At 57.8% G+C, this 24,887-nt stretch carries 25 protein-coding genes; 12 read left to right on the top strand and 13 right to left on the bottom strand.

The window, feature by feature from the left end; genetic code table 11:
• The first annotated feature begins 337 nt into the window (after window positions 1–337).
• Both AC2FD9_RS17200 and amaB read left to right on the top strand, forming a co-directional pair.
• Window positions 338–1,444, top strand: coding sequence for a saccharopine dehydrogenase family protein (locus AC2FD9_RS17200; protein WP_496838047.1), 1,107 nt, complete (start codon window positions 338–340; stop codon window positions 1,442–1,444).
• A gap of 18 nt (window positions 1,445–1,462) precedes the next feature.
• Window positions 1,463–2,959, top strand: a complete 1,497-nt coding sequence (gene amaB / locus AC2FD9_RS17195; protein ID WP_496699660.1) for an L-piperidine-6-carboxylate dehydrogenase — start codon at window positions 1,463–1,465, stop codon at window positions 2,957–2,959.
• Window positions 2,960–3,004: 45 nt separating this feature from the next.
• Here amaB and AC2FD9_RS17190 read toward each other — a convergent pair whose 3' ends face one another.
• Entirely contained in the window at window positions 3,005–4,582 is a 1,578-nt protein-coding gene (locus AC2FD9_RS17190) for a DUF5928 domain-containing protein (RefSeq protein ID WP_496838045.1), read from the bottom strand.
• A 144-nt stretch (window positions 4,583–4,726) separates the two neighbouring features.
• Between AC2FD9_RS17190 and AC2FD9_RS17185 the strand changes: the two genes are divergently transcribed.
• A complete protein-coding gene (locus tag AC2FD9_RS17185; protein ID WP_496838043.1) occupies window positions 4,727–5,545 on the top strand; it encodes a sulfotransferase family protein in 819 nt (272 codons plus the stop codon).
• Between the two features lie 9 nt (window positions 5,546–5,554).
• Here the strand turns inward: AC2FD9_RS17185 and AC2FD9_RS17180 are convergent, their stop codons facing one another.
• Together AC2FD9_RS17180 and ilvD are read right to left on the bottom strand one after the other, a co-directional pair.
• Window positions 5,555–6,004, bottom strand: a complete 450-nt coding sequence (locus AC2FD9_RS17180; protein WP_496838042.1) for an NUDIX hydrolase — start codon at window positions 6,002–6,004, stop codon at window positions 5,555–5,557.
• Window positions 6,005–6,119: 115 nt separating this feature from the next.
• Window positions 6,120–7,952 (bottom strand): dihydroxy-acid dehydratase, encoded by a 1,833-nt coding sequence (gene ilvD / locus AC2FD9_RS17175; RefSeq protein ID WP_058276562.1) that lies wholly within the window; start codon window positions 7,950–7,952, stop codon window positions 6,120–6,122.
• Between the two features lie 104 nt (window positions 7,953–8,056).
• Here ilvD and AC2FD9_RS17170 point away from each other — a divergent pair, with 104 nt between their 5' ends.
• The 4 genes from AC2FD9_RS17170 to AC2FD9_RS17155 all read left to right on the top strand — a co-directional run bounded on the left by AC2FD9_RS17170 (window position 8,057) and on the right by AC2FD9_RS17155 (window position 11,030).
• Window positions 8,057–8,632: a helix-turn-helix domain-containing protein gene (locus AC2FD9_RS17170; RefSeq protein WP_282120957.1), complete on the top strand. Its 576-nt coding sequence runs from the start codon at window positions 8,057–8,059 to the stop codon at window positions 8,630–8,632.
• The gene (locus AC2FD9_RS17165) at window positions 8,629–8,898 is read left to right on the top strand and encodes a CBU_0592 family membrane protein (RefSeq protein ID WP_282120956.1); all 270 of its coding nucleotides are present in this window, start codon (window positions 8,629–8,631) and stop codon (window positions 8,896–8,898) included. Before AC2FD9_RS17170 ends, AC2FD9_RS17165 begins: the two co-directional genes overlap by 4 nt.
• A gap of 93 nt (window positions 8,899–8,991) precedes the next feature.
• On the top strand, window positions 8,992–9,846 hold the full coding sequence (gene sseA / locus AC2FD9_RS17160) for a 3-mercaptopyruvate sulfurtransferase (RefSeq protein ID WP_496838040.1): 855 nt from the start codon (window positions 8,992–8,994) through the stop codon (window positions 9,844–9,846).
• Window positions 9,846–11,030, top strand: a complete 1,185-nt coding sequence (locus tag AC2FD9_RS17155; protein WP_496838039.1) for an amino acid aminotransferase — start codon at window positions 9,846–9,848, stop codon at window positions 11,028–11,030. The genes sseA and AC2FD9_RS17155 overlap by 1 nt, the downstream gene beginning before the upstream one ends.
• Window positions 11,031–11,098: 68 nt before the next feature.
• Here the strand turns inward: AC2FD9_RS17155 and AC2FD9_RS17150 are convergent, their stop codons facing one another.
• Window positions 11,099–12,409, bottom strand: coding sequence for an ammonium transporter (locus tag AC2FD9_RS17150; protein ID WP_058276558.1), 1,311 nt, complete (start codon window positions 12,407–12,409; stop codon window positions 11,099–11,101).
• A 33-nt stretch (window positions 12,410–12,442) separates the two neighbouring features.
• A complete protein-coding gene (locus tag AC2FD9_RS17145; RefSeq protein WP_058273036.1) occupies window positions 12,443–12,781 on the bottom strand; it encodes a P-II family nitrogen regulator in 339 nt (112 codons plus the stop codon).
• Window positions 12,782–13,040: 259 nt separating this feature from the next.
• On the opposite strand from AC2FD9_RS17145, the gene AC2FD9_RS17140 reads away from it, so the two are divergent.
• A complete protein-coding gene (locus AC2FD9_RS17140; protein WP_496838038.1) occupies window positions 13,041–15,227 on the top strand; it encodes a transglycosylase domain-containing protein in 2,187 nt (728 codons plus the stop codon).
• 48 nt (window positions 15,228–15,275) lie between these two features.
• Here the strand turns inward: AC2FD9_RS17140 and leuB are convergent, their stop codons facing one another.
• The 7 genes from leuB to AC2FD9_RS17105 form a co-directional block, all read right to left on the bottom strand.
• Window positions 15,276–16,379, bottom strand: coding sequence for a 3-isopropylmalate dehydrogenase (leuB, locus tag AC2FD9_RS17135; protein ID WP_496838036.1), 1,104 nt, complete (start codon window positions 16,377–16,379; stop codon window positions 15,276–15,278).
• A 166-nt stretch (window positions 16,380–16,545) separates the two neighbouring features.
• Complete coding sequence (locus AC2FD9_RS17130) at window positions 16,546–17,577, bottom strand: endonuclease/exonuclease/phosphatase family protein (protein WP_496838034.1); 1,032 nt, start codon at window positions 17,575–17,577, stop codon at window positions 16,546–16,548.
• On the bottom strand, window positions 17,574–18,404 hold the full coding sequence (locus AC2FD9_RS17125) for a hypothetical protein (protein ID WP_282170875.1): 831 nt from the start codon (window positions 18,402–18,404) through the stop codon (window positions 17,574–17,576). Before AC2FD9_RS17125 ends, AC2FD9_RS17130 begins: the two co-directional genes overlap by 4 nt.
• Window positions 18,405–18,733: 329 nt before the next feature.
• Window positions 18,734–19,339 carry a 3-isopropylmalate dehydratase small subunit gene (gene leuD, locus AC2FD9_RS17120; protein ID WP_496736957.1) on the bottom strand — a complete coding sequence of 202 codons (606 nt, stop codon included), beginning with the start codon at window positions 19,337–19,339 and terminating at the stop codon, window positions 18,734–18,736.
• 42 nt (window positions 19,340–19,381) lie between these two features.
• On the bottom strand, window positions 19,382–19,936 hold the full coding sequence (locus tag AC2FD9_RS17115; RefSeq protein WP_496838032.1) for an HdeD family acid-resistance protein: 555 nt from the start codon (window positions 19,934–19,936) through the stop codon (window positions 19,382–19,384).
• A gap of 37 nt (window positions 19,937–19,973) precedes the next feature.
• Window positions 19,974–21,377 (bottom strand): 3-isopropylmalate dehydratase large subunit, encoded by a 1,404-nt coding sequence (gene leuC / locus AC2FD9_RS17110; RefSeq protein ID WP_058276552.1) that lies wholly within the window; start codon window positions 21,375–21,377, stop codon window positions 19,974–19,976.
• A gap of 52 nt (window positions 21,378–21,429) precedes the next feature.
• On the bottom strand, window positions 21,430–21,528 hold the full coding sequence (locus AC2FD9_RS17105; RefSeq protein ID WP_108861670.1) for an isopropylmalate isomerase: 99 nt from the start codon (window positions 21,526–21,528) through the stop codon (window positions 21,430–21,432).
• A gap of 102 nt (window positions 21,529–21,630) precedes the next feature.
• On the opposite strand from AC2FD9_RS17105, the gene AC2FD9_RS17100 reads away from it, so the two are divergent.
• The 4 genes from AC2FD9_RS17100 (at window position 21,631) to AC2FD9_RS17085 (ending at window position 24,509) form a co-directional block, all read left to right on the top strand.
• A complete protein-coding gene (locus tag AC2FD9_RS17100) occupies window positions 21,631–22,983 on the top strand; it encodes a mechanosensitive ion channel family protein (RefSeq protein WP_496838030.1) in 1,353 nt (450 codons plus the stop codon).
• Window positions 22,984–23,147: 164 nt separating this feature from the next.
• Complete coding sequence (gene rsfS / locus AC2FD9_RS17095; RefSeq protein ID WP_496838028.1) at window positions 23,148–23,507, top strand: ribosome silencing factor; 360 nt, start codon at window positions 23,148–23,150, stop codon at window positions 23,505–23,507.
• A 44-nt stretch (window positions 23,508–23,551) separates the two neighbouring features.
• Complete coding sequence (gene rlmH / locus AC2FD9_RS17090) at window positions 23,552–24,022, top strand: 23S rRNA (pseudouridine(1915)-N(3))-methyltransferase RlmH (protein WP_496838026.1); 471 nt, start codon at window positions 23,552–23,554, stop codon at window positions 24,020–24,022.
• Window position 24,023: 1 nt separating this feature from the next.
• Window positions 24,024–24,509 carry a flavodoxin family protein gene (locus AC2FD9_RS17085; protein WP_496838024.1) on the top strand — a complete coding sequence of 162 codons (486 nt, stop codon included), beginning with the start codon at window positions 24,024–24,026 and terminating at the stop codon, window positions 24,507–24,509.
• A 3-nt stretch (window positions 24,510–24,512) separates the two neighbouring features.
• Here AC2FD9_RS17085 and AC2FD9_RS17080 read toward each other — a convergent pair whose 3' ends face one another.
• Window positions 24,513–24,860, bottom strand: coding sequence for a hypothetical protein (locus tag AC2FD9_RS17080; RefSeq protein ID WP_496838022.1), 348 nt, complete (start codon window positions 24,858–24,860; stop codon window positions 24,513–24,515).
• Window positions 24,861–24,887 lie beyond the last annotated feature (27 nt).

Here is a 24,887-nt window from a genome sequence, read left to right as displayed (position 1 = left end):
GTCATACGGAATAGAAAACCGGCCTGACGTAATTTCCCGCGCTGGGCGGACCGATTGAACATATTGATATGCGCGAACAAAAGGGTCCAATTGAGCGTACTGTATAATATCTGAATATAAAAATCACTGGCGTTGTTGATTGGGCCAATTGCGTTGCAGCCATAGGGTGATCATGTCGTTCATCGTGCCGCCGAGCGCGGAAGCTCGCACAGGTGGTGCGACGAATCGACAAAAATCTTGTCAATATGACAAGCATAACCACGATTTCGTCAAGATTGCCCCTGCGTTTCGGACAGAAGCGGCCTCATACTTTCAAAAACGAAAGAGGAGGCGCGTTTTGAGCTGGAACATTTGTGTCATCGGAGCAGGCAAGATCGGTCAGATGATCGCGACCTTGCTGAAGTCATCGGCCAATTACTCGGTCACAGTGGCCGACCGCGATTTGGCTGCGTTATCAGCATTGAACAAGCAGGGCATTTCGACCCGGCAAATTGATGTGAGCGACGAAGTGCAACTGACCGAAGGTCTGGGTGGGTTCGATGCCGTAGTCTCGGCGGCCCCATTCTTTCTGACGCCGAAAATTGCCAAGGCGGCCAAGGCCGCTGGTGCGCATTACTTTGACCTGACCGAAGATGTCGCGGCGACCAATGCGGTGCGTGACTTGGCACAAGGCAGTGATACGGCATTCATGCCGCAATGTGGTTTGGCACCGGGTTTTGTCGGTATCGCGGGGGCATCGCTGGCGGCGGAATTCGATGAAATCGACAGCCTGCATATGCGGGTGGGGGCGCTGCCGCTCTATCCAACCAACGCGTTGAAATACAATCTGACCTGGTCCACCGACGGGTTGATCAACGAATACTGCAACCCTTGCGATGCCATTGTGAATGGTGAACGGGTCAAGACCGCTCCGCTGGAGGATTATGAGCTGCTTGGCCATGACGGGGTGGAGTACGAATGCTTCAACACCTCTGGCGGATTGGGCACCTTGCCCGAAACGCTGGACGGCAAGGCGCGGGCAGTGTCTTACCGTTCGATCCGGTATCCGGGTCATTGCGACATACTCAAACTGCTTCTCAAGGACCTTGGGCTGGAGCACCGCCGCGATCTGTTGAAGGACATTTTTGAAACTGCACTCCCGCGCACTGATCAGGATGTGGTGCTGGTCTATTGCACGGCAAAAGGCATGATCGACGGCGCGTTGCGCGAGAAGTCCCTGATCAACAAGAGCTTTGCCCGCACGATTAACGGGCAGATCTGGAGTGCCATTCAGGTCACCACCGCTGCAGGCGTTCTGGGCGTGGTTGATTTGATGCGGACCGGCGCACTGCCTGCGAAGGGCTTTGTCCGGCAAGAACAGGTGAACCTGTCCGATTTCCTCAATACCGAATTTGGCCGGCTCTATCGCGCCGGCGACGTAACCGAACAGAACAAGGCGGCCTGAGATATGAAAGACATCGTGATGACAGCCCAAACAACCCTCGCCAATCTGGATCTGACCGAGGCCGAACTGACCGGCGGCACGCTCAAAGTGACGTCTCCGATTGATGGCAGCGTGTTGGCCGACGTGCATGAGACACCCGTTGCCGACATGGACGCCATCTTTGCCCGTTCTAAAACGGCGTTCAAAGAATGGCGGACAGTACCGGCCCCACGCCGGGGCGAGCTGATCCGCCTGTTGGGAGAGGAACTGCGCGCTGCCAAGGACGATCTGGGTGCTTTGGTGAGCTGGGAAGCCGGTAAGATCACATCCGAAGGCTTGGGCGAAGTGCAGGAGATGATCGATATCTGTGACTTTGCGGTCGGTCTTTCGCGTCAATTGTATGGTCTGACCATTGCGTCGGAACGTCCGGGTCACCGGATGATGGAGACGTGGCATCCGGCAGGCCCGGTCGGGGTGATCTCGGCCTTCAACTTCCCGGTAGCGGTTTGGTCGTGGAATGCGGCACTGGCGCTGGTTTGCGGTGATCCGGTGATCTGGAAGCCGTCCGAGAAATCGCCGCTGACCGCGATGGCCTGCCAGAAAATCTTTGAACGCGCGCTGGCCCGGTTTGGCGATGCGCCGGACAACCTGCTGCAAACCCTGATCGGTGGTGCGGCGCTGGGCGAGGCCTTGGTCGCAAGCGAAGACGTTCCGGTTATTTCGGCCACCGGGTCCACCCGTATGGGGCGCGCCGTGGCACCTATCGTAGCACAGCGTTTTGGCAAGTGCATTCTGGAGCTGGGCGGCAACAATGCAATGATCGTTGGTCCTTCGGCCGATCTGGAAATGGCTGTCCGTGCGGTTGTGTTCTCGGCCGTAGGAACGGCCGGTCAGCGCTGTACCACGCTGCGCCGCCTGATCGTACATAACTCGATCCGCGAAGAACTGGTGGGCCGTCTTAAAAAAGCCTATGCGGGATTGCCCATCGGCAACCCACTGGTCGAAGGCACGTTGATTGGCCCGTTGGTAGACGAAGCCTCGGGCACGGCCATGACCGCAGCGCTTGAGGCTGCCAAGGCCGAAGGTGGAGCCGTGCACGGTGGTCGTCGCGTGACCGAGGGTGTGCCTGCTGGTGTCTATATGGAACCGGCCATTGTCGAAATGCCAGGCCAGACGGCGGTGGTAAAAACCGAAACCTTTGCGCCCATCCTCTACGTCATGGGCTATGACGATTTTGATGACGCGATTGAGCTGCAGAATGACGTCCCCCAAGGCCTGTCCTCTTGCGTGTTCACCCTGAATATGCGCGAGGCCGAGCAGTTCCTGACTGCGGCCGGGTCGGATTGCGGTATCGCCAACGTCAATATCGGCCCGTCAGGTGCCGAGATCGGTGGAGCCTTCGGTGGTGAGAAGGAAACTGGCGGTGGGCGCGAAAGCGGCTCGGACGCGTGGAAAGCCTACATGCGTCGTCAGACAAATACGGTGAACTACTCGGCTGAGCTGCCTTTGGCGCAGGGCGTCAAGTTCGACATTTGAACCAATTATCCAGCGGCGCCTTAAAGCGCCGCTGGACGCTCCAGATTAATCGGCAAAAAGATAATCAAGGCTCATGATGGCTTGCGCCTTGTCCAGCGACACGCCCAGAAACTCGGCAATCGCGGTCTCATTCTCAATATTTGAGTTGGTCTCGCGGATACGCAGGTATCCGTCGAACTCTGCCTCGCGGATCAATTCGGATTCGTGCACCAGTGAACTGCGCAGTGCTGGGATCAGACGGGCCACGGATTCCCGGGGACTGCTTTCTCCGGCCAACCCCACGCGGCGGGCGTGGCCGATCAGATAATCGTCGGAGTACTCGCACTCGATTTCCAGAACATGGCTGCGGGCCTGAACCGAGCAAAAATCCTGAATGATATCCAGATCTGCGGGATCCACGCACAAGACCAGCTTGTTGGAATCAAAGCTTTCAAACAGCATGCGCGCCACCGCGCGCCGGTGCCGCGTGCGCTTGGCCAGAGACGATTCAATGCCACCCAGATCAGGCAAAGAAGTGTCTTCTTCGTTGAACAGGTATTCCACGCAGGGAATGTCGGTTTCCGAGACGATCTGGTCCACCAACCTCTTGGCAACATGCCATTTCTTGCTCACGATCAGAAACACTTCGCGCTCGGGGCCCAGTGAATTGCCTGCCTCCCAGAACCGTTGCGCATAGCGCCGCCCCACCCGGCCACGCCCTGTCAGAAAACTGTACAGGTTGCGGCCTTCGTTCGAGATGTGAAAGGTCATCCCTTCGGTTGCGTACATCTGACCCAGCCTGTCCTTCAGCTCATGGGCTTCGGGGCTGATCTTGCGGGCGAACAGGTAATCTTGCGATAGAAGCAAGTCATAGTGATCGTTGTAGAACGTCACCGGCATGCCATAATCCGAGAACATCAGAAATGTGGGCGTGCGGTTATCGATCTCAGTCTTGGGGATCAGATGGCGCACCAACGTCTGAAAAAAGGTCTCGTCCGGAATCCAGGTGGTCGAAAAAAACCGTTTCACATCCGGGCGCTTTTGCAGAAAATCCAGGATCATTTCGATGGTCCTGCGGCGCAGGCACCACCATTGGCTGCCGATCATTATCTGAACATCTGACGGAATCTCGCGCGTCAAACCAAACCGTTTTTGCAGATTGTACGACCCGTAAAACAGCTTGGCCTGTGTGCGTTCGTTGAAATAATGCCGATAGATCAGCCGGTCTTCAACCATGCCGGTCTTGATCCAGTTGCTTTCCAGGAAATCATGGCTTTCGACGAAATCAACGTCGTTCTGGTTCAGAAAGTCGTGGATGTACTCAGCCGATTTGATCGGCATGCAGTCACCCGACACCATGTAGAAATGAGTGGCGCGGGGAAACGCATCCACAGCGGCCTGCAGGGCGTTCAGCGTGGCCTGAACCAGTGACCACGCCCCCCAGCCGCATTTGATGCGCTTGCTGGCAAAAGTGACATTGGGGTTGTCTTTCAAAGCCTCGCAAATGCGTTCGAAAGCGGCCGCACTGGCCCGCGCGTCAAAGTGGATCGCCATGCAATCCCCGGCGGCGGTCAATTGCTCGGCCTGCGCGATGATCGCGTCAGGGTCTTTGTGACATAGCAATATGTAGGCAATTCTTGCCATATTGGCCTATTGTTTTCCGTTTCTGCCCGTTTCCAACCGTGATACTGAGGATGAGCGATTGAATAAATAGAATATTTTTGGTTTTTTGGTTTCGAATGCTGGCGCGTCAATTTTGAGACCAGATCAGCAAAGGAGGCACAGCAGATGGGTTTTCCCGGTACATGGATGACCGAAAGCGAAAGCATGGTTTACCGTGTGGTGCCGAAATGCGCCTGTTCGACCATTGGTCAGATCATGTTTTATTCGGATCACGGGCAGTTTTTTGACGGTGATATCCATGACGCGAAGGACGGGATGCACAAATGGGCCTTCGGTCCAAGTCAGGATCAGATCTCGGGAAATGTCCGCAATCACAAGTCCTTGGCCTTTACTTGCGTACGCAATCCCTACACCCGAATTCTAAGCTCGTTCTTCGACAAGATCTGCGGCATTCAGCGCAACGGCAAGCGGTATCGGGGCAGTCTGGTGCCCACGCTTATCTATAATTATGGGATCGAAGTTGGCGGAGACGATGGCAAGGGTGAGTTCGATCAGATCGCCAGTTTCCGCCGTTTTTTGCTGTTTGCACGTGATACGATCCGCTGGCGCCGCCCGATGGATCCTGACATTCACTGGTCGGCCATGTCCGGCCATGTCTCGACCTTCATCGTGAATGGTGGGCAGTACGATCAGATTTTCTGGACTGAGCAGTTCAATGAGGGAATGCAAAGTGTCCTTGATCGGTTAGAGACACCGCACGCTGTGAATTTGTCCGAAATCCCGCGATTCAATGAATCCGAAGGCCACGGGCCCAAACGTGCGCATCCGGTCGAGGACTACTTTGACGACCTTTCGATGCATCTGGTCTACGAAATCTACAAACACGATTTCGAGTTGTTCAAATACGATTTTGAAAACCCGGGCAACAAGATGCCAATCGGTGAGATTGATCTGGACGAAGTTCACGCCAAACTGGGCGACTAGGCGAACGAGTCAGCGATTGATCAGACACTCTTTCAGGCCGGTCGGGTATAGCTCTGGGCCGCCGGTATCCAGAGCATCCAGACTGAACCATCCTGCTGTCCAGCTCAGGCCATTGTCTTCGGTGAATGAAATCGGCGCGTCGGGCCAGTTCAAAAGCTCGGGGCACTGAATCTCGGCCACAAAGATGATCTCATGCCCCTGATGCCCTTCATGCTGGTACAGGTTCTCAATCACCAGCGGTTGCCCTCTGACTTCAACCGTCACATCGAGTTCTTCGCGGAACTCACGTTTCAGGGCGTCATGCCATGTTTCGCCGAATTCGACCGATCCGCCCAACGGGCGAACACCCTTGATGCGACCGTCGTCATTTGGGACTTCAGCAGCAAGAAGGCGGTCCCCCCGCCAATGCAAGCCGATGGCTTTGACACGGATACCTTTGTGCGGGCGCCAGAATGTCATGCTTCTCACCGATTGTGCTATGGATATCGTTGAATACAAAAGAAAAAGGTCTCGCTAAACAAACTAGCGAGACCTTTGAAGTTATTGCAGTTTGGGTGGTTTGGAAACCGCTTCGTCAGACTTGGCGCACGGCACCTTTCGCGGCACTTGTCGCCAGCTTAGCATAGGCCTTGAGCGCGGTTGACACCTTGCGCTTGCGCGGTGCGGCGGGCACCCATCCCTTTTCGTCCTGCTCTTCGCGGCGAGCGGCCAGTTCTTCGTCAGACACGGCCAGATGAATCGTCCGGTTGGGGATGTCGATCTCGATCTTGTCGCCTTGCTTGACCAGCCCGATTTCGCCACCCTCGGCGGCCTCTGGTGAAACGTGGCCAATCGACAGGCCCGAAGTGCCACCCGAAAAACGCCCATCGGTCAGCAGGGCGCAGGCTTTGCCCAGACCCTTGGATTTCAAGTAAGACGTCGGATAGAGCATTTCCTGCATCCCCGGACCGCCGCGCGGGCCTTCATAGCGGATCACCACCACGTCGCCTTCTTTGACCTTGCCGGTCAGGATGTCGTTCACGGCCTGATCCTGGCTTTCGCAGACATAGGCAGAGCCGGTGAACGTCAGGCTGTTGGGATCAACGCCTGCCGTTTTCACGATACATCCTTCGCGCGCGATGTTGCCGAACAGGACCGCCAGACCACCATCCTGACTGAACGCGTGTTCCTTGGATCGGATCACACCGCCTTCGCGGTCGGTGTCCAGTTCCTTGTACCGGTTCGACTGGCTGAATGCCTGCGTCGTGCGCACACCGCCGGGCGCGGCCTTGAACAGGTCCTGCGCTGCGGGGTTGTTGGCGACCTTGATGTCCCAATTGGCAATCGCTTCGCCCATGGTTGCCGAATGCACGGTGCTGCAATCTTCGTGCAGCAGCCCGGCGCGGCTAAGTTCGCCAAGGATCGAGAAGATGCCACCGGCGCGGTGCACGTCCTCCATATGAACATTCTCAGTATTGGGCGCGACCTTGCACAGACACGGCACCTGACGGCTCAGGCGATCCATGTCGGTCATGGTGAAATGCACCTCACCCTCATGCGCGATGGCCAGCAGGTGCAAAACCGTGTTGGTCGAACCGCCCATGGCAATATCCAGCGACATCGCGTTCTCAAACGCGTCGAACGTTGCGATTTCGCGTGGCAGGAAGCCTTTTTCATCCAGATCATAGTGACGCTTGGTGATTTCCACGATCCGACGACCGGCCTCGAGGAACAGCTCTTTACGATCGGCGTGTGTGGCCAAAGTTGAGCCGTTGCCCGGCAGAGCAAGACCCAGCGCCTCGGCCAGACAATTCATCGAGTTTGCGGTGAACATACCGGAACATGACCCACAAGTTGGGCAGGCGTTCTCTTCGATGTGCTGGACCTGTTCGTCGGTGAACTTGTCATCGGCGGCGGCGACCATTGCGTCAACCAGGTCGATCTTCTTGGCGTCCAGATCGGCGATGTCGATCTTGCCGGCCTCCATCGGTCCGCCCGAGACAAAGATCGCCGGGATGTTCAGGCGCATCGCGGCCATCAGCATGCCGGGGGTGATCTTGTCGCAGTTCGAAATGCAGACCATCGCATCAGCACAGTGGGCGTTGACCATGTATTCGACCGAATCCGCGATCACTTCGCGCGAGGGCAGAGAATACAGCATTCCGTCGTGGCCCATGGCGATACCATCATCGACCGCGATGGTGTTGAACTCTTTCGCAACGCCGCCAGCGGCCTCAACTTCGCGCGCGACCATCTGGCCCAGATCTTTCAGGTGCACGTGGCCGGGGACGAACTGGGTGAAAGAGTTGACGATAGCGATGATCGGTTTGCCGAAATCGTCGTCACCCATTCCGGTGGCGCGCCACAGGCCGCGGGCACCGGCCATGTTGCGGCCATGGGTAGAGGTTCTGGATCGGTACATTGGCATGATGCTGTTTCCCTATTACCCAAGCTGCGATATTGGGTGTGTACGTTATAGCGCACGTATCATATGTACGTTATAACGCACAAGACAAATCGCAAGGCCTGGGTATGGAATCGGACGAACTAACACTTAAACTCAGGGATGTTCGCGCAGCGTCAGGGCTGAGCCTGTCCAAAGTGGCCGAACTTACCGGGGTTAGCAAAGCCATGCTGGGTCAGATTGAACGCGGCGAATCAAGCCCGACGATCGCGACCTTGTGGAAGATCGCAAAAGGTTTCCAACTTCCGTTAAGTGCTTTGATCGGCACCGCTGCGATGCGCGACACAAAGGATACCGGCGTATTTAGCACAGTAACTTTCCCGGGCAGCATCGAGGTAAAGATTGTCTTCCCCTTTGATCCCGCGTTGGGCGCCGAAACATTTCACGTAGATCTGTCGCCGAATCAAAGTCATGAATCACCCGCCCATGCAGCCGGCGTGACCGAAGAGGTTTTTGTACTGAACGGAACACTGGACGTCCTGCGCAATGGAAACTGGGTTCCACTACAAGCCGGTCAGGGGTTGCGGTTCGCAGCTGACGTGCCGCACGGGTACCGCGCCGGTGATTGTGGGGCGGCATTCCTCAACATGCATCACTATTCGCAACCAATTGAGTTTCCAGAGCAGGACCGAACACTTCAATGACCGCATTTTTTGACAGCCTGACCTTCGTGGATGCCATCGGTTCTTTCGGGGCATTGATTGTAGTTGCGGCTTATTTTGCCACCCAGATGCGAATGATGAACTCGGATGACCTTGCTTTTCCGATGGTGAACTTGATCGGCTCGATTCTGATCGTGTTTTCGTTGATGCAGAACTTCAATCTGGCGTCGATGCTGATCGAAGGGTTCTGGATTATCATCAGCGTCATCGGGATTATTCAGTATTTTCGCCTGCGTCGGGTGCGGTAAATCCAGAACGACTTGGGCGCTAGCGTTATCCAGCCTTGAACCAGCATCCCACCAAGTATAGGGAAAAACCAAACGCGTTTAGGGGAGGCTTTTATGCAGGACGATCCGAAAACCCTCGTTTCTACCGAATGGCTTGCCGCCCATCTCAAGGACCCGGATCTGCGGGTGCTGGACGGGTCGTGGTATCTGCCTCAGCAAGGGCGGGACGCAAAGGCCGAATATGACGCGGCCCACATCCCCGGTGCGAGGTTCTTTGATATTGATGATATCTCGGACCACCGCTCGGACTTGCCGCATATGGCGCCCCCGGTCGAAAAGTTCATGTCCCGCCTGAGGGCGATGGGCGTGGGCGACGGCCATCAGGTTGTCGTCTATGATGGGGCCGGTTTGATGTCTGCCGCCCGCGTCTGGTGGTTGTTCCGGTTGATGGGGCAGGAAAACATCGCCGTTCTGGATGGTGGTCTGCCGAAATGGCAGGCCGAGGGACATGAGATCGAAGATCTGCCGCCGGTGATCCGCGACCGCCACATGACCGTCCGGGTCCAGAACCATCTGGTCCGTGACGTCACGCAGGTGTCCGCCGCCGCCAAGCTGGGAGATCATGAGATCATCGACGCACGCTCTGCCGACCGTTTTGCCGGAACCGGAACAGAACCGCGCGAGGGTCTGCGTTCCGGCCGTATTCCGGGGTCGCGCAACGTGCCCTTTGGCACGCTGCTGAACAAGAATGGCACGATGAAATCCCCCGAGGAATGCCGCGACATCTTCGAGTCCGCAGGTGTGGATCTGTCGAAACCGGCCATCACGTCCTGCGGGTCGGGTGTGACCGCCGCAATCCTCAGCCTTGCGCTTGAGCGCATCGGCAAGAAAGACCACTCGCTTTATGACGGCTCCTGGGCTGAATGGGGTGCCTTCCCGACCCTGCCCGTCGCAACCGGAGAGAACTGATGTTCGAAAACCTCAAACCGCAGCCTGCCGACAAGATTCTGGCGCTGATGCAGGCGTATCGCGAAGACCCGCGCGATCAAAAGATCGACCTGGGAGTTGGTGTTTACAAAAATGCCGAGGGCGTGACCCCGGTGATGCGTGCGGTGAAAGCGGCCGAAAAGCGCATCCTGGAAGAGCAAGAGAGCAAGGCCTACACCGGATTGGCGGGCGACCCGGCTTATGCCGATGCGATGATTGGCCTGATCCTGGGCACCTCGGTTCCACGAGGCAACATCGCTGCCGTGGCGACGCCCGGCGGAACCGGTGCCTGCCGTCAGGCGTTTGAGATGATCCGCATGGCCAACCCCTCGGCCCGCGTGTTCGTGTCGAACCCGACATGGCCCAACCACCTGTCGATCCTGAACTATCTGGGGATGGAGACAGTCCAATACCGGTATTTCGACGGTGAAACCCGTGGCGTCGATTTCGACGGTATGATCGAGGACCTGAAGACTGCGAAAGCAGGTGATGTGGTTCTGCTGCATGGCTGCTGCCACAACCCGACTGGTGCCAACCTGAACATGGTGCAGTGGCAGGAGGTCGTGAACCTGATCAACGAGCGCGGCCTCGTGGCAATGATCGATATCGCCTATCAGGGCTTTGGCGACGGTCTTGAGGAAGACGCGCAGGCAACCCGACTGGTGGCCTCGTCGGTCAAGCGTTGCCTGATTGCAGCGTCCTGCTCGAAGAATTTCGGTGTCTACCGCGAGCGGACCGGCCTGTTGATGGCCATCAGTGATGACCCGGCGCAGACGGCTCTGAATCAGTCCACACTGGCATTCCTGAACCGTCAGAACTACTCGTTCCCGCCGGACCACGGCGCCCGGGTCGTAACGACAATCCTGAACGATGACGCCTTGCGCGCTGACTGGGCGGCTGAGCTGGAAGAGGTGCGCCTGTCCATGCTGGGCTTGCGCCAACAACTGGCAGACGAGCTGCAGGCCCAAAGTGGGTCCGATCGCTTTGGGTTTGTCGCCCAGCACCGCGGCATGTTCTCGCGTTTGGGGGCGGCACCGGAACTGGTCGAAAAGCTGCGCGCGGATCACGGCATCTACATGGTTGGTGACAGCCGGTTGAATATTGCTGGCTTAAACGCGACGACGGTTCCGATTCTGGCTAAGGCGATCGTTGACGTCGGTGTCTGATTCAATTCTATAAATCAGAAAACCCGGGCGCGAACGCCCGGGTTTTTTTGTTTTCCGGTGGCTGGCTCTTAGCCTTTCGAAAACTCTGGATAAGCTTCCATACCCAGTTCTGCCATGTCGAGGCCGTTGATTTCGTCTTCTTCGCTGACGCGGATGCCGACCGTCGCCTTCAGAATTGTCCACAGGATCAACGCGCCAACAAATGTGAACACACCATAAGCTACTATACCGGTCAGTTGGGTGATCAGGTTTGCCTCGCCGTAGAAGATCACGGCGATGGTGCCCCAGATGCCTGCGAACAGGTGAACCGGGATGGCACCGACAACGTCGTCGATCTTGAACTTGTCCAGCATCGGAACCGCGAAGACCACGATGATGCCGCCAACTGCACCGATCCAAAGCGCTCCGAACAGGGTCGGGGCAAGCGGTTCTGCGGTAATCGAGACCAGACCGGCCAGCGCGCCGTTCAGCACCATGGTCAGGTCAGGTTTCTTGTACAACACCTGCGTCATGATCAGGGCTGCGATAGCACCAGATGCGGCGGCCATGTTTGTGTTGGCAAAGATGCGGGACACGTCGGATACGTCACCTACGGTGCCCATCGCCAGTTGCGAGCCGCCGTTGAAGCCAAACCAACCCAGCCAAAGGATAAACGTACCCAGGGTTGCCAGCGCCAGATTCGAGCCGGGCATCGGGTGAACTTTGCCGTCTTTGTACTTGCCAATGCGGGGGCCAAGGATCAGGCAGCCCGCCAGAGCGGCCCAGCCACCGACCGAATGCACAACTGTCGAACCGGCGAAGTCGGAAAAGCCCATGGCATCCAGCCAGCCGCCGCCCCATTTCCACGATCCCGAGATCGGGTAGAGGATACCAGTCAGCACTATGACGAAGACCAGGAAGGGCCACAGCTTTATGCGCTCGGCCACGGCACCGGACACGATGGATGCGGTTGCCGCCACAAAGACCAGCTGGAAGAAGAAATCCGAACCGATAGACGCGTAATCTAACGCCGCGTCTGCGGGCGCGACACCCACGGCATCAAGCACGGTCGGGCCGCCAAGAGCAAAGAAACCATTGAAGTCGCCCGGGTACATCGTGTTGAAGCCGACCAGCCAGTACATGATCGCGGCAATCGAAAACAGCGCGATGTTCTTGATCATCTGCATGGCGACGTTCTTGGAACGCACCAGACCGCCCTCGAGCATGGCAAATCCTGCTGCCATGAAGAAGACAAGGAAGCCTGCCATCAGGAACAACAGGGTGGTAAAAATATACTGGGTGTGCAGCGCGGCTTCGCCCTCGGCGGCCTCTTGCGCCAGACCCATCTGCGGCAGCACGACTAGCGCGGCGGCTGGGATGAGAGATTTCATCAGGTTCATTGTCAGTCCTCGAATGCTTTGGAGTGGCGGCGCTTACAGCGCCTCTTCGTTCGTTTCCCCGGTCCGCACGCGCAGCGCCTGCTCGACATCAAGGACGAAAATCTTGCCGTCACCGATCTTGCCGGTCTTGGCGGTTTTGGTGATGGTCTCGACGATTTGGTCGGCCATCGTGGCGGGCACCACGATTTCAAGCTTGATCTTGGGCACGAAATTCACCGCGTATTCGGCCCCACGATAGATTTCAGTGTGGCCCGATTGCGAGCCGAAGCCCTTGATCTCGGTCACCATCATGCCGCGCACGCCTGCTTCGGTCAGTGCCTCGCGCACCTCCTCCAGCTTGAACGGCTTGATTGTCGCAATGATCAGTTTCACGTCTGTCCCCTCTTCCTGTCCGGCGGAACCGGTTTGTTTGCACCTGCAGAAAGAGAGCGTGACTGACCGCAGTAAGAAACGGTCAGGGCGGGAGAACGCAGGGGAAAAGGGGGGTGAGGTGCACAATTTTTGCACAAAAAAACGTTTATGCCCAAAAATCAGGCGAACTAATGAGGCCGGTTAGCGGAATTTCATACCTCTACTTCGCGCCAGTGGCAGGGTATGGTGCCTCAAAATGATAACCGGGCAGAGTTTGAGCATGACTGAGTCCAAGCGCCGCAAGACATCGCTTGTTGCGGACAAAAGATACCCTTCCAAAGGGCGCAAACCCGCGACCACAAAGCGGACGACAAAGCCCGCCGGCAAAAAGGCGACGGCGCGTAAAACGTCGACGCGCAAAACCGGCCGGAAGAAAACCCGCAAGACGTCCGGTGGCGGCGGCGGCTTCTTTCGCCGCTTGTTCCGTTGGATTTGGCGGTTGATTTGGGGTGTGACCTGGCGTGTGGGCGCGGTGGCTGCCATGCTGTTGGCTTTGGCGGTTGGGGTTGTCTACTCCTCTCTGCCTGACGTCGATGCCTTGCTAGACGGTCGCGCGCGCGGGTCGGTGACCCTTTTGGATCGGGATGGCAAAGTTTTTGCCTGGCGTGGAGACCAATTTGGTGGGGTGATCACCGCCGATACCGTCTCGCCGCATCTGAAGAACGCCGTCGTCGCGACCGAGGACAAGCGGTTCTATCGCCATTTCGGCGTCAGCCCGCGCGGTGTCGCAAGCGCTGTACGCATCAACCTGAGCGAAGGGCGCGGACCGCTGTCGGGGCATGGCGGGTCGACCATCACGCAGCAGACGGCCAAGCTTTTGTGCCTGGGTGTGCCTTATGAGCCCAGTGAATGGGAATCTGAGGCTGCATATGAATCCGATTGCCGTCAGGGCTCGCTTTGGCGCAAGGCCAAAGAGGCGGTCTATGCGATGGCGATGGAGGTCAAGTATTCCAAGGACGAGATCCTGACCATCTATCTGAACCGGGCTTTCCTGGGCGCGGGTGCGCGCGGGTTCGAGGCGGCAAGCCAACGCTATTTCGGGATTTCGGCGGCTGAGGTCAGCCCGTCGCAGGCTGCTATGCTGGCTGGTCTGCTGGTGGCACCGACGCGCTATGCACCGACGAATAACCTTCAACGTTCGCAGGATCGAGCGCGGCTGGTGGTTGGCCTGATGGAGGCACAGGGGTATCTGACCTCGGCACAAGCAAGCAGTGCGCGCAGCAATCCCGCGCAACTGTCCGAAGCCGCTGCTGCGCGAGCGGGGGGCTATTTCGCCGATTGGGTGATGGCCAGCGGGCCCGAGTTCTTCACACGCAACACGACCGAAGATGTGGTGATCCGCACCACACTGGATCAACGTATCCAGAAATCGGCCGAAGAGGCGCTGCAGTTCATCTTCCAGGAGAAGGTCCGCGAAGGATCAAAGGCGCAGGCCGCGATCGTGGTGATGTCGGCGGACGGGGCTGTGCGCGGCATGGTTGGCGGGCGCAAGACCCGCGTGTCCGGCGCATTCAACCGAGCCACGCAGGCGCTGCGGCAAACGGGGTCTTCCTTCAAACCCTTTGTTTATGCCACCGCGCTGGAGCTTGGCTATTCGCCATTGGATACGGTCGTAGATGAACCCTACTGCGTGAATATTCCGGGGTCCGGTCGGTGGTGCCCCAAGAACTACACCAACAAGTTCTATGGGCGCGTCACGCTGGCGGACGCGTTAAAGAACTCGCTGAACATCCCAGCGGTAAAAGTGGCTGAGATTGCCGGGTTGGACAATGTCCGTACCGTGGCGAGCGAGTTTGGCATCGATAGCGATCTGGCGCAGGGCCCCGCATTGGCGCTGGGCGCGTCGGAAAGCACGCTGATCGAGATGACGGGGGCCTATGCGGGTATCCTGAACGGCGGCTCGGCGGTGGAACCCTATGGGCTGACCGAATTGAAGCTGTTGGGCGATCAAACCCCGGTCATGGTGACGACAACCGGCATTGGTGAGCGGGTCATCAACGACAAAGCCGCCAAACAACTGACCTGGATGATGGAGCGTGTCGTGTCCGAAGGCACCGGTGCGCGCGCTCAGTTGCCCGGTTGGCAGGTCGCGGGAAAGACGGGGACGACTCAGGCAGCCCGCGATGCTTGGTTCATCGGTTTTACGGCAGACTACGTGACGGGCATCTGGATGGGGTATGACGACAACACCCCATTATCCGGTGTGACCGGAGGCGGGTTGCCGGCTGAAGTCTGGAAAGAAACCATGCTGCGCGTGACCGAAGGCATGACACCGACGCCGTTGCCGATGCTGGCCCCGGACCCACCGGTCAGAACAGCGCAACCGCAGCAACAGCGCCGTAAGAACCAAACCGGGTTGGATCGGGCTATCAACAACCTGCTGAACAACATTTTCGGTGGAAATTAAAAAAGGCGGTGCGCTGGGCACCGCCTTTTGAATTGAATGTGGGTCCGATCAGAGGCTGTCGTCGAGCGCGCCCAAAATGGCGTCGCCCATTTCCGTGGTCGAAACCGGCGTGACGCCTTCGTCGGCCAGCAGATCACCAGTACGTACACCGTCGGCCAGCACCTTCTCGATCGCGGCTTCCAGACGATCCGCCTCTTCAAGCTGATCAAAGCTATAGCGCAGGGCCATAGCAAAGCTGAGGATACAGGCGATCGGGTTGGCTTTGCCCTGACCGGTGATATCCGGGGCCGAACCATGGACCGGTTCGTACATCGCCTTGGGGCGGCCATTCGCCATCGGAGCACCCAACGAGGCCGACGGCAGCATTCCCAGCGAGCCGGTTAGCATCGCGGCACAGTCCGACAGGATGTCGCCAAACAGGTTATCGGTCAGGATGACGTCGAACTGCTTGGGCGCGCGCACCAGCTGCATCGCGCCATTGTCGGCATACATATGGCTCAGCTCGACCTCGGGGTAATCCTTGGCCACTCGGTTCACAACTTCGCGCCACAGGATGCCGGATTCCATGACGTTGGCCTTCTCCATCGAGCAGACCTTTTTGTTCCGGCGCATTGCCAGCTCAAATGCCGAGCGCGCGGCGCGTTCGATCTCAGATTCGGTATAGCGCTGGGTGTTGATGCCAACACGCTCATTGCCTTCCTCGAAGATGCCGCGCGGCTCGCCGAAATAGACGCCCGAGGTCAGCTCGCGCACGATCATGATATCGAGGCCAGAAACGATGTCTTTCTTCAGCGACGAGAAATCGGCCAACGCGTCAAAGCACTGTGCCGGGCGCAGGTTGGAATACAGGTCCATCTCTTTGCGCAGGCGCAGCAAGCCGCGCTCGGGCTTGAGGCTGAAATCCAGATCGTCGTATTTCGGGCCGCCCACAGCACCCAGCAGAACCGCGTCAACCTCTTGCGCTTTGGCCATCGTCTCGTCCGACAGGGGCTTGCCATGCGCATCATACGCGGCACCACCGACCAGATCCTCGCTCACGTCGAATTCCAGGCCGCGTTTCGCACCGAACCAGTCGATGACTCTGCGCACTTCGGCCATGACTTCGGGGCCAATTCCGTCTCCGGGCAGGATGAGGAGCGAGGGGTTGGACATGAAGGATCTCCTTGCGTTTTACAGCACAGGCCCTAGCGCCTGCGCGGCATCGGGTCAATGAGACGATCCCGCCTGACGGCAAGGAAATTACAGGTTTGTTTCCGTTAGCGTCTGAAAATTGCGTCAGGTCTGCATTGCAGGCCAGATCATGGCGCAAAATGCCGTATCAGCGAGGCAGTGTCAGGTCGACCCAGATCAGCCGGTGACGGCTGGCGCTTTCGGCGGTTTCGCGTTCTTCGGAGCCCGCGACGGGCCAGTGCACCCCGGAATCCACCACCTGCCATTGGGCCGATGGCAGGACGTAATCGACCCGCATTGGACCAACCATTTTCCAGACCACCGTTGTCAAATCGCCTGAGGGGTCTGCGGGTGAAGGGTCCTGAAGGCGGGGGTCGTTCAAAAACTCTCGGATCGCCTCCTTGCGTCCATCACCTCGCACTGGGTCCAGATTGGCGTCACCCGCGATGACAAACAGACGATCGGGTTTGCGCCCGACTGCCCCATCCATCACTGCGGACCAAAGGCGGATCTCGTCCTTGTTCCTCAGTCCATTGCGATCCTCTGGCCCGTCAAACACGGGGGGTGAGGCATGAAAAGTCATCAAATCCAGCTGCCCTACCGAAGTTTCAATGGGCACAATCCAATGCGCCACGGATGAGAGCCGCTGAACGTTCTGCGCCGGTTCTGATGGGTAGGGGCCTGCGTCATGTTGAGGCAGTTCAGCGCCGGGCAGTTCCAGCCATAGCAGGTCGGACAGGTCCTGAATCTGATCCGATGCGATGGGATAGCGGGACATCACGGCCAGCCCGCCCTGACCGGTGAACCGACCCCAGCCTTGCGCGTCGCCGGGGCCGTTGGTGCGACCATCTCCGTCCAGATCAAGATCCGTTTCCAGGCCGGAATTTGGTTGGGCTGCGAAAGTGTAGGGGTAATCCAATCCGGCCTCGCGCAACCGATTTGCCAGCGCCGCCAGCGCCAGCCCCTCGAAATCCCAGTCGATCCCCTGCAACGCAATGATATCGGGGCGGGTGTCCGCCAAAACGGCAACAACCGCCATCACCTGATCATCACCGCGGTGAATATCCCGCAACAGCAATCCCGGACCATCGCGGCTGAGTTCTGTGTTGTAGGTGGCAATACGGATCGTCTCTGCCTGTGCCACAACGGGCAACAGCAGCAGGATCAGAATGCGGATCATGCGGTCTGGGTAGACTCGGCTGTGGAATAGGCGCGCCGTTTTTCGACGATCAGATTGGCAATGCGCAGGGTCGCCATGCCACGCATGATCATGCTGGCCGGTAGGAAGGCCCAGGCGCTGAGCGTCCAAATCAGGGTCTGAGGATTGCTCAGTGAGATCGGATCGGCATAGTCAGTCAGCAGTTTTATCAGCGCCGGGATCAGGAACGGCAGCAGTATACCGATGCAAATGTTCAGCCGACCGTCGCGCTGCAGGCGCGTAACTACGTCACCGCCTTTGGTGGGGTCGAACAACGGAAGATTGGTCCAGACATTGAAGGCGCCATTTCCGGTCGGCCAGCCGCGCACTTTCACCGCATAGGCAAAGCTGGCGATCGTCACCAAAGCAGCAACATACGCGACGCTGGCAGAAATACGGACAAGTTCGATCAGGGGGGCGCTTGCGTCAGTCGGCAGCATCAGGATGATCAGCCGTACTGGCGAATAGGGAAAGTCGACCACATTCGCGACGCCCACGCCGAAGGAATAGAAAACTGTCGTCAGGCCGGTCGGCGTATATGCGTTTTTGCAGATCAACGTCAGGAACGTGACCATCGACATCAGGCCGACAAAGCGCAAACGGTTCACAGGTGGCGCATCGCGGAATTCGATAAAGCTGGGAAAGGAGGAGTTGTATTCAGCGAATGTCAGGAAAAACGCGAGAATGGCGAGAAAGACGACAATCTCGGTCCCATTCGTTGACGTTACAGGCAGGTACAACGCGGGCGTCAGCACCAAAAGTGCGACCAATAATCCCCGAATCGCCGCCCCTGTTGTGCGCGCAATCACTATCCAAACCCTTTCAAACCGGATTGACCGCTTCTTTGACGGTTTCGTCCCAACTTGTGCCCGATAATTATTATTCGACGGGTGCCTCTATTATCGCCAACACTGACGATAAGCGGCAATCCGCTCAAGCCAAGCTGCAGAAAACACGGAATTTCAGGCAAAAAGATGGCGAAACTGGTGCGCCTTTGCATCATTTCCGTCGCAAATTCGGCGTGTATCAGAGGGGGAATACCACATGTTGTGGTTGCTGGGCTGATAACCCCAAGAACGCGAAAGGGGTCGCCCAGGCGACCCCGATAGGTTGAGTATCCACAGATTCGTTCTTGGAATCACACCCAGGGGCGGGCCTGGCTTGCATGATCCTCGAATTTGTCGATGTGGTGATCTTTCTCCATCGTCAGGCCGATATCGTCCAAACCATTCAGCAGGCAATGCTTGCGATGTGGGTCGACACTGAATTCGATCACAACGCCATCCGAGGTGGTGATCTGCTGATCCTCCAGATGCACGGTCATGCGGGCGTTTTCGCCCTTATGTGCGTCATCCATCAGAATGGCGTGATGTTCCTCTTCCACCACGATGGGCAGGATGCCGTTCTTGAAGCAGTTGTTAAAGAAGATGTCGGCAAAGCTGGTCGAGATCACAACCTTGATGCCGAAATCCTTGATCGCCCAGGGCGCGTGTTCGCGCGACGAGCCGCAGCCGAAATTGTCACCGGCAACCAGAATCTCTGTCTGACGATAGGCGGGTTTGTTCAGCACGAAGTCTTCGTTTTCGCCACCATGTTGATGGTATCGCATCTCATCAAACAGCACGACACCAAGGCCGGACCGTTTGATGGTTTTCAGGTGCACTTTCGGGATGATCATATCGGTGTCGATATTGATCAGCGGCATTGGGGCGGCCACCCCGTGGACTTTGTCAAACTTTTCCATGTCTACACTCCTGCAGGAGAGGGCCGCGCCCATATCCCGCGTTTAAGCTTCTTTCGCTTCTGTTGTTGCGTCGTTGGGTGCGTTCCGGATGAAGAACGCCATGAAGACCAATCCGAACCCGTTGAACAGCATCTCAATGCCCAGGAAGATGCCCAGAATGCTCAGAAGCACCTGAGGATCGCTTCCCACATAAGTCCAGATGATACCGGCAAGGACGATCGACAAGATGCCCGAGATCATCGTGGGCCAGAAAAACTGTGTTCCTTTCATCTGGAACGACAGAATGACCCGCGCGATGCCGCCTGCCATGAACAGGATCAGCATCACGGTCGCCAAGGTCAGGGTTCCCTGCAACGGGTGGTCCAAGAAAGACCAGCCCAAAAACAGCATCACCGCACCCATGATGAGTGACAGAATTTTGTTGCCGGTGCCTTCAACCGTAAAGCCGCCAACAACTTGCAGCACGCCCGAGATCAGCAGCAACACACCTGTTACCACCGTCACCGCGACAGACGCCACAACTGGCGCGCCCAGTACAAAGATACCGAACGCTATGGACAGAAGCCCCAGCAGGAGCCATTTGACCCAGTCACTCATGTTTTCAATCCCTCAAATATCTAGATGTGATGGGACCTTACATCAATTCACGGACGTCTGTCAGCCGTCCTGTGATTGCCGCTGCGGCAGCCATCGCCGGGCTCAGCAAATGGGTGCGTCCGCCCCGGCCCTGACGGCCTTCGAAGTTGCGGTTTGAGGTCGCTGCACAGCGTTCGCCCGGCTGCAGTTGGTCAGGGTTCATCGCCAGACACATCGAACACCCGGCCAGACGCCATTCGAAACCGGCATCCTTGAAAATCTCGGCCAGACCTTCTTCTTCAGCCTGCGCACGAACCAGGCCCGAACCTGGCACGACCATGGCACGCATGCCGTCCTTGACCTTTTTGCCCTTCAGGATCTCGGCTGCGGCACGCAGGTCTTCGATGCGGCCATTGGTGCAGGACCCGATGAAAACAGTGTCAATCTCGACGTCGCTCAGCTTTTGACCGGCTTCCAGACCCATGTACTCGATCGAGCGGCGGGCTGCGTCAACCTTGCCACCTTCAAAATCTTCGGGGTTCGGTACAGTTGCGGTGATCGGCAGTACGTCCTCGGGGCTGGTGCCCCAGGTCACGACAGGCGCGATGTCTTCGCCGCGCAGGGTGATGACCTTGTCGAAATGCGCGTCATCGTCGGTAAACAGCGTTTTCCACCATGTCAGTGCTGCTTCCCACTGGGCACCTTTGGGCGCGTGGGGACGGCCTTTGACATATTCATAAGTGGTCTCGTCTGGCGCGATCAGGCCGGCGCGGGCGCCGCCTTCGATCGCCATGTTGCAGACGGTCATGCGGCCTTCCATCGACAGATCGCGGATCGCTTCGCCGCAATATTCGATAACATAGCCGGTCCCGCCGGCAGTGCCGGTCTCACCGATCACAGCCAGAGTGATGTCCTTGGCGGTCACACCGGGCTGCAATTTGCCGGTGATTTCCACCTTCATGTTCTTGGACTTCTTCTGGATCAGGGTTTGCGTGGCCAGAACATGTTCAACCTCGGACGTGCCAATGCCGTGGGCCAAAGCACCAAACGCGCCGTGGGTGGCGGTGTGGCTGTCGCCACAAACAACGGTCATGCCAGGCAGCGTCCAGCCTTGTTCGGGGCCGACGATGTGAACGATGCCCTGACGAACGTCATTCACCGGGTAATAGTGAATGCCGAAATCTTTTGCGTTCTTGTCCAGTGCTTCGACCTGAATGCGCGATTCGGGATTTTCGATCCCGTTTACGCGATCCGCAGTGGTCGGAACGTTGTGATCCGGCACAGCGATGGTCTTTTCCGGTGCGCGCACCGGACGGCCCGCCATGCGCAGGCCTTCGAAAGCCTGTGGGCTGGTGACTTCGTGCACCAGATGGCGGTCGATATAAAGCAGGCAGGTTCCATCATCGGCTTCGTGCGCGACATGGGCATCCCAGATCTTGTCATAGAGTGTTTTGGGGGACATCGGTCCTCTCCCGTATGTAATGAGAAATAGCTGGCGAGTGGCTGGGCGCCGCTTATAGGCGGGCCAGAACCGTGCGGGCGGCCCCAAAGAACCGTTCACGCAGGCGCGTGCGGTCTTGCAGTGTCGGAGCAGGGGCCAAATAGACTCTCATGCGCCTCAGATATATCGCGTGTGCCCGTCAATCAAGGTTCAATCCGGCCTCGGGCTTGCATCACCCCGAGTTGCTGTCCAAGCTGCGGGTCAGGAGACCTGTATGAACCAAGACCTGATCCCCAGCTCGCTGTCGGAACTCTATGAAAACATGGTCGCGGGGTTTTCCGTGCAGTTCGGCAAACTTGCCGATCTGATCGTTACGCCGGGTTGGCGGCGGCACCAGTTGATCATCATCCTCGCCCTGTGGGCTTTGGCATATGTGCTCAAGCTGGTTACGCAAAACCGGTGGGAAACCTGGGCACGTGCCCGCACCGGCTGGCCCAAATGGCGGCTGCGCACTCTGGTTCAGCTGATGCAGCGTCTAACACTGGTCTATTTCGTTTTGTTGTCCTGGACGCTGTACCTGTTCATGCAGAATGTGACCTGGCCGTCGCACAGTTACATTATCGGCGTGATCGCGACATTGGCCGCCGCTTGGCTGGCGATCGCGCTGGTGGCGCGACTTGTCCGCAACCGTACGCTGCGGCGGATCTTCAAATGGGCAATGTGGGTCTATGCAACACTGGTTGCGCTGAACTTGACGGATGATGTGGCCGAGTTTCTGGACGGCGTGGCGATTTCCATCGGTGATCTGCACATCTCGGCCCTGGGGATTCTCAAGGCCGCTTTGCTGATCGGCGTGCTGCTGACGTTGGCCCGCATCGGGACCCGCACGGCCGAGCGGGGATTGCAGAGGAACGACGACATCACGCCTTCGATGCAGGTTCTGTTGGCCAAAGGCATTCAAGTTCTGCTGTACGGAGCTGTCTTTATGGCGGCCATCCGCACGCTTGGGTTTGATCTGACTGGCATCGCGCTGTTGTCAGGCGCGATCGGCGTGGGCATCGGTTTTGGTCTTCAAAAAGTTGTGTCGAACCTGATTTCCGGGATCATCATCCTGATGGACCGCTCGATCAAACCGGGCGACGTGATTTCGTTGGGTGACACATTCGGATGGATCAACGCGCTGGGCGCTCGGTATGTATCGGTGGTCACGCGGGATGGGCGTGAATACCTGATCCCGAACGAAGACTTGATCACCAATCAGGTGGTGAACTGGTCGCATTCGGACCGTTATGTGCGTCTGGATCTGGACTTTGGCACCAGTTACGACGACGACCCGCATCAGGTGCGCGCAACCGCGATCCGGGCAGTTAAATCGGTGAAACGTGTTCTCAGCGGCGGTTCACATGAGCCGGTCTGCCATATAACCGGGTTCGGCGACAGCAGCGTGGACTATGTGCTGCGGTTCTGGATCAGCGATCCGACCAAGGGGCTTACCAATATCAGGGGCAATGTTTACCTCGCCCTCTGGGACGCCTTCAAGGCCGAGGGGATATCGATTCCTTTCCCCCAGCGCGAGGTTCGGCTGCTGCCCGACGGCGCAGACTCGCAACAGATCGCCAAAGAGTGAGCACCCGTGCGGCCGCAAAAGCGCCCGTTCATTGAAATGTTGCATTCCCCTTGTTACCTTATTAGTACCCCTGCGCCGGGGTTTGGCGGCGCGCAACAAAGGAGGACTATGTCCTGTCTCTACATACACAGGCGGGTTTGCCCGCCGATGATGGGGCCAATGTAATGGCCCACTCTCAGTCAATCAGCGACAAGCTGCTTGAGCGTATCCTTTCCTCACTTTCCGATGACAAGGCCGAAGATGTCGTGCAGATCAACCTGCAAGGCAAGTCGTCTGTCGCGGATCACATGGTGATTGCCTCGGGTCGGTCGACCCGTCAGGTCTCGGCCATGGCGGAAAAGCTGACGGATCGCATCAAGCAGGAATTCGGTTTCACCTCGAAGGTCGAAGGCAAGGATGCCGGCGACTGGGTGCTGATCGATACGGGCGATGTTATTGTCCATATCTTCCGCCCCGAAGTGCGTGAATTCTATCAGCTGGAAAAGATGTGGCTGCCTCAGGGCAGCAGCGCCTCAGCCAACTGAGGCGCTATCCCGGCCTGCATTAACGGGCCGGAGGCGAGAGAAATATGCGTATAAGCATTTGTGCGGTCGGGCGATTGCGTGCCGGACCGGAGAAGTCCCTGCTTGACGATTACCTGACCCGATTTGACCGGACCGGCCGTAGCCTGGGCCTTGGTCCTGCACAGGTGGTCGAGGTCGAAGACAAGAAAAACGCAGGCATGGGGGCCGAGGCCGCGTTGCTGCGCAAGGCCCTGCCCAAAGGTGCGGTGATCTGCACACTGGATGAACGTGGGCGGGTGATGTCCTCGCCTGATTTTGCAAAAAAACTGGGTGGCTGGCGCGATGCCGGGCGGCAGGATCTGGCATTGATCATTGGCGGTGCGGACGGAATAGACCCTGATCTGCGGGCCGAGGCCGATTTTTCCATCTCATTCGGGTCGATGGTCTGGCCGCATATGCTGGTCCGTGTGATGCTGGCCGAGCAACTATACCGGGCCGCGAACATCCTGTCGGGCGGTCCCTATCACCGGGTTTGACATGGCGCAGCTTCTGATTGTCTACCATTCGCGCACTGGCGGAGCCCGTCAAATGGCCCAAGCCGCCGCGGCAGGAGCGCGGGACGAAGCGGAAACGGTTCTGAAAACTGCAGATCAGGCGACCCCTGAGGATTTGCTGGCCGCGGATGGGTATATTTTCTGCGCGCCCGAGAATCTGGCGGCGATTTCCGGTCTGATGAAAGAGTTCTTTGATCGCTGCTACTACCATGTGCTGGGCAAGATCGAAGGACGGCCCTATGCCCAGATGATCTGTGCCGGGTCTGATGGCGAGAATGCGGCCCGCCAAACCGCGCGGATTGCCACTGGTTGGCGCTTGAAAGAGGTTCAGTCGCCGCTGATCATCTGTACCCATGCGCAAACGCCCGAGGCTATTCTGGCCGAAAAGACCATCCCGCAAAACCAACTGGATGTGTGCCGTGATATTGGGGCTGCGTTGGGTGCGGGTCTGGCGCTAGGTGTGTTCTGAAGATCAGTTCAGTGTGACCAACGTCGTCTCGTCACCCCAGCCATCGACACTGCACCGCGCCTGAATCTGAACCTGAGACACGCCATCTGGAATCACCACCCCGGACAGGGAGCGTGTAAAGGGCTGCTCATTCTCATGTGGATGATGCAATACGCGCATGCCCAGTTCATTACCGTCCATGTCTAAAACACGCCAGCCATCAGCATAGTGATCCCACCCGGTATCGGGATGGCGGATCGTCACGTCGAATCGCCACGTGTCACCGCTTTGGCTGGCCGCCACTTTTTCAATCACAGAAGGGTTGGCCAGCGCCGGGCTGGCGAGAAGAAGGCTGAGAATCAAATACCGCATGTGGCGATCCTAGGCTTTGTCCGTCGG

Source organism: Ruegeria sp. YTSC230, assembly GCF_059609665.1.
This window is presented reverse-complemented; position numbering and strand designations above follow the sequence as displayed.

Coding starts and splice junctions, on each gene's coding strand:
- AC2FD9_RS17170 (WP_282120957.1), top strand. CDS start 8,057: ATGGAATCGGACGAACTAACACTTAAACTCAGGGATGTTCGCGCAGCG.
- amaB (WP_496699660.1), top strand. CDS start 1,463: ATGACAGCCCAAACAACCCTCGCCAATCTGGATCTGACCGAGGCCGAA.
- AC2FD9_RS17165 (WP_282120956.1), top strand. CDS start 8,629: ATGACCGCATTTTTTGACAGCCTGACCTTCGTGGATGCCATCGGTTCT.
- AC2FD9_RS17185 (WP_496838043.1), top strand. CDS start 4,727: ATGGGTTTTCCCGGTACATGGATGACCGAAAGCGAAAGCATGGTTTAC.
- sseA (WP_496838040.1), top strand. CDS start 8,992: ATGCAGGACGATCCGAAAACCCTCGTTTCTACCGAATGGCTTGCCGCC.
- leuB (WP_496838036.1), bottom strand. CDS start 16,379: ATGTCCAACCCCTCGCTCCTCATCCTGCCCGGAGACGGAATTGGCCCC.
- AC2FD9_RS17190 (WP_496838045.1), bottom strand. CDS start 4,582: ATGGCAAGAATTGCCTACATATTGCTATGTCACAAAGACCCTGACGCG.
- AC2FD9_RS17080 (WP_496838022.1), bottom strand. CDS start 24,860: ATGCGGTATTTGATTCTCAGCCTTCTTCTCGCCAGCCCGGCGCTGGCC.
- AC2FD9_RS17180 (WP_496838042.1), bottom strand. CDS start 6,004: ATGACATTCTGGCGCCCGCACAAAGGTATCCGTGTCAAAGCCATCGGC.
- AC2FD9_RS17130 (WP_496838034.1), bottom strand. CDS start 17,577: ATGATCCGCATTCTGATCCTGCTGCTGTTGCCCGTTGTGGCACAGGCA.
- ilvD (WP_058276562.1), bottom strand. CDS start 7,952: ATGCCAATGTACCGATCCAGAACCTCTACCCATGGCCGCAACATGGCC.
- rsfS (WP_496838028.1), top strand. CDS start 23,148: ATGGCCCACTCTCAGTCAATCAGCGACAAGCTGCTTGAGCGTATCCTT.
- AC2FD9_RS17150 (WP_058276558.1), bottom strand. CDS start 12,409: ATGAACCTGATGAAATCTCTCATCCCAGCCGCCGCGCTAGTCGTGCTG.
- AC2FD9_RS17085 (WP_496838024.1), top strand. CDS start 24,024: ATGGCGCAGCTTCTGATTGTCTACCATTCGCGCACTGGCGGAGCCCGT.
- AC2FD9_RS17105 (WP_108861670.1), bottom strand. CDS start 21,528: ATGAGAGTCTATTTGGCCCCTGCTCCGACACTGCAAGACCGCACGCGC.
- leuD (WP_496736957.1), bottom strand. CDS start 19,339: ATGGAAAAGTTTGACAAAGTCCACGGGGTGGCCGCCCCAATGCCGCTG.
- AC2FD9_RS17100 (WP_496838030.1), top strand. CDS start 21,631: ATGAACCAAGACCTGATCCCCAGCTCGCTGTCGGAACTCTATGAAAAC.
- leuC (WP_058276552.1), bottom strand. CDS start 21,377: ATGTCCCCCAAAACACTCTATGACAAGATCTGGGATGCCCATGTCGCG.
- rlmH (WP_496838026.1), top strand. CDS start 23,552: ATGCGTATAAGCATTTGTGCGGTCGGGCGATTGCGTGCCGGACCGGAG.
- AC2FD9_RS17115 (WP_496838032.1), bottom strand. CDS start 19,936: ATGAGTGACTGGGTCAAATGGCTCCTGCTGGGGCTTCTGTCCATAGCG.
- AC2FD9_RS17140 (WP_496838038.1), top strand. CDS start 13,041: ATGACTGAGTCCAAGCGCCGCAAGACATCGCTTGTTGCGGACAAAAGA.
- AC2FD9_RS17155 (WP_496838039.1), top strand. CDS start 9,846: ATGTTCGAAAACCTCAAACCGCAGCCTGCCGACAAGATTCTGGCGCTG.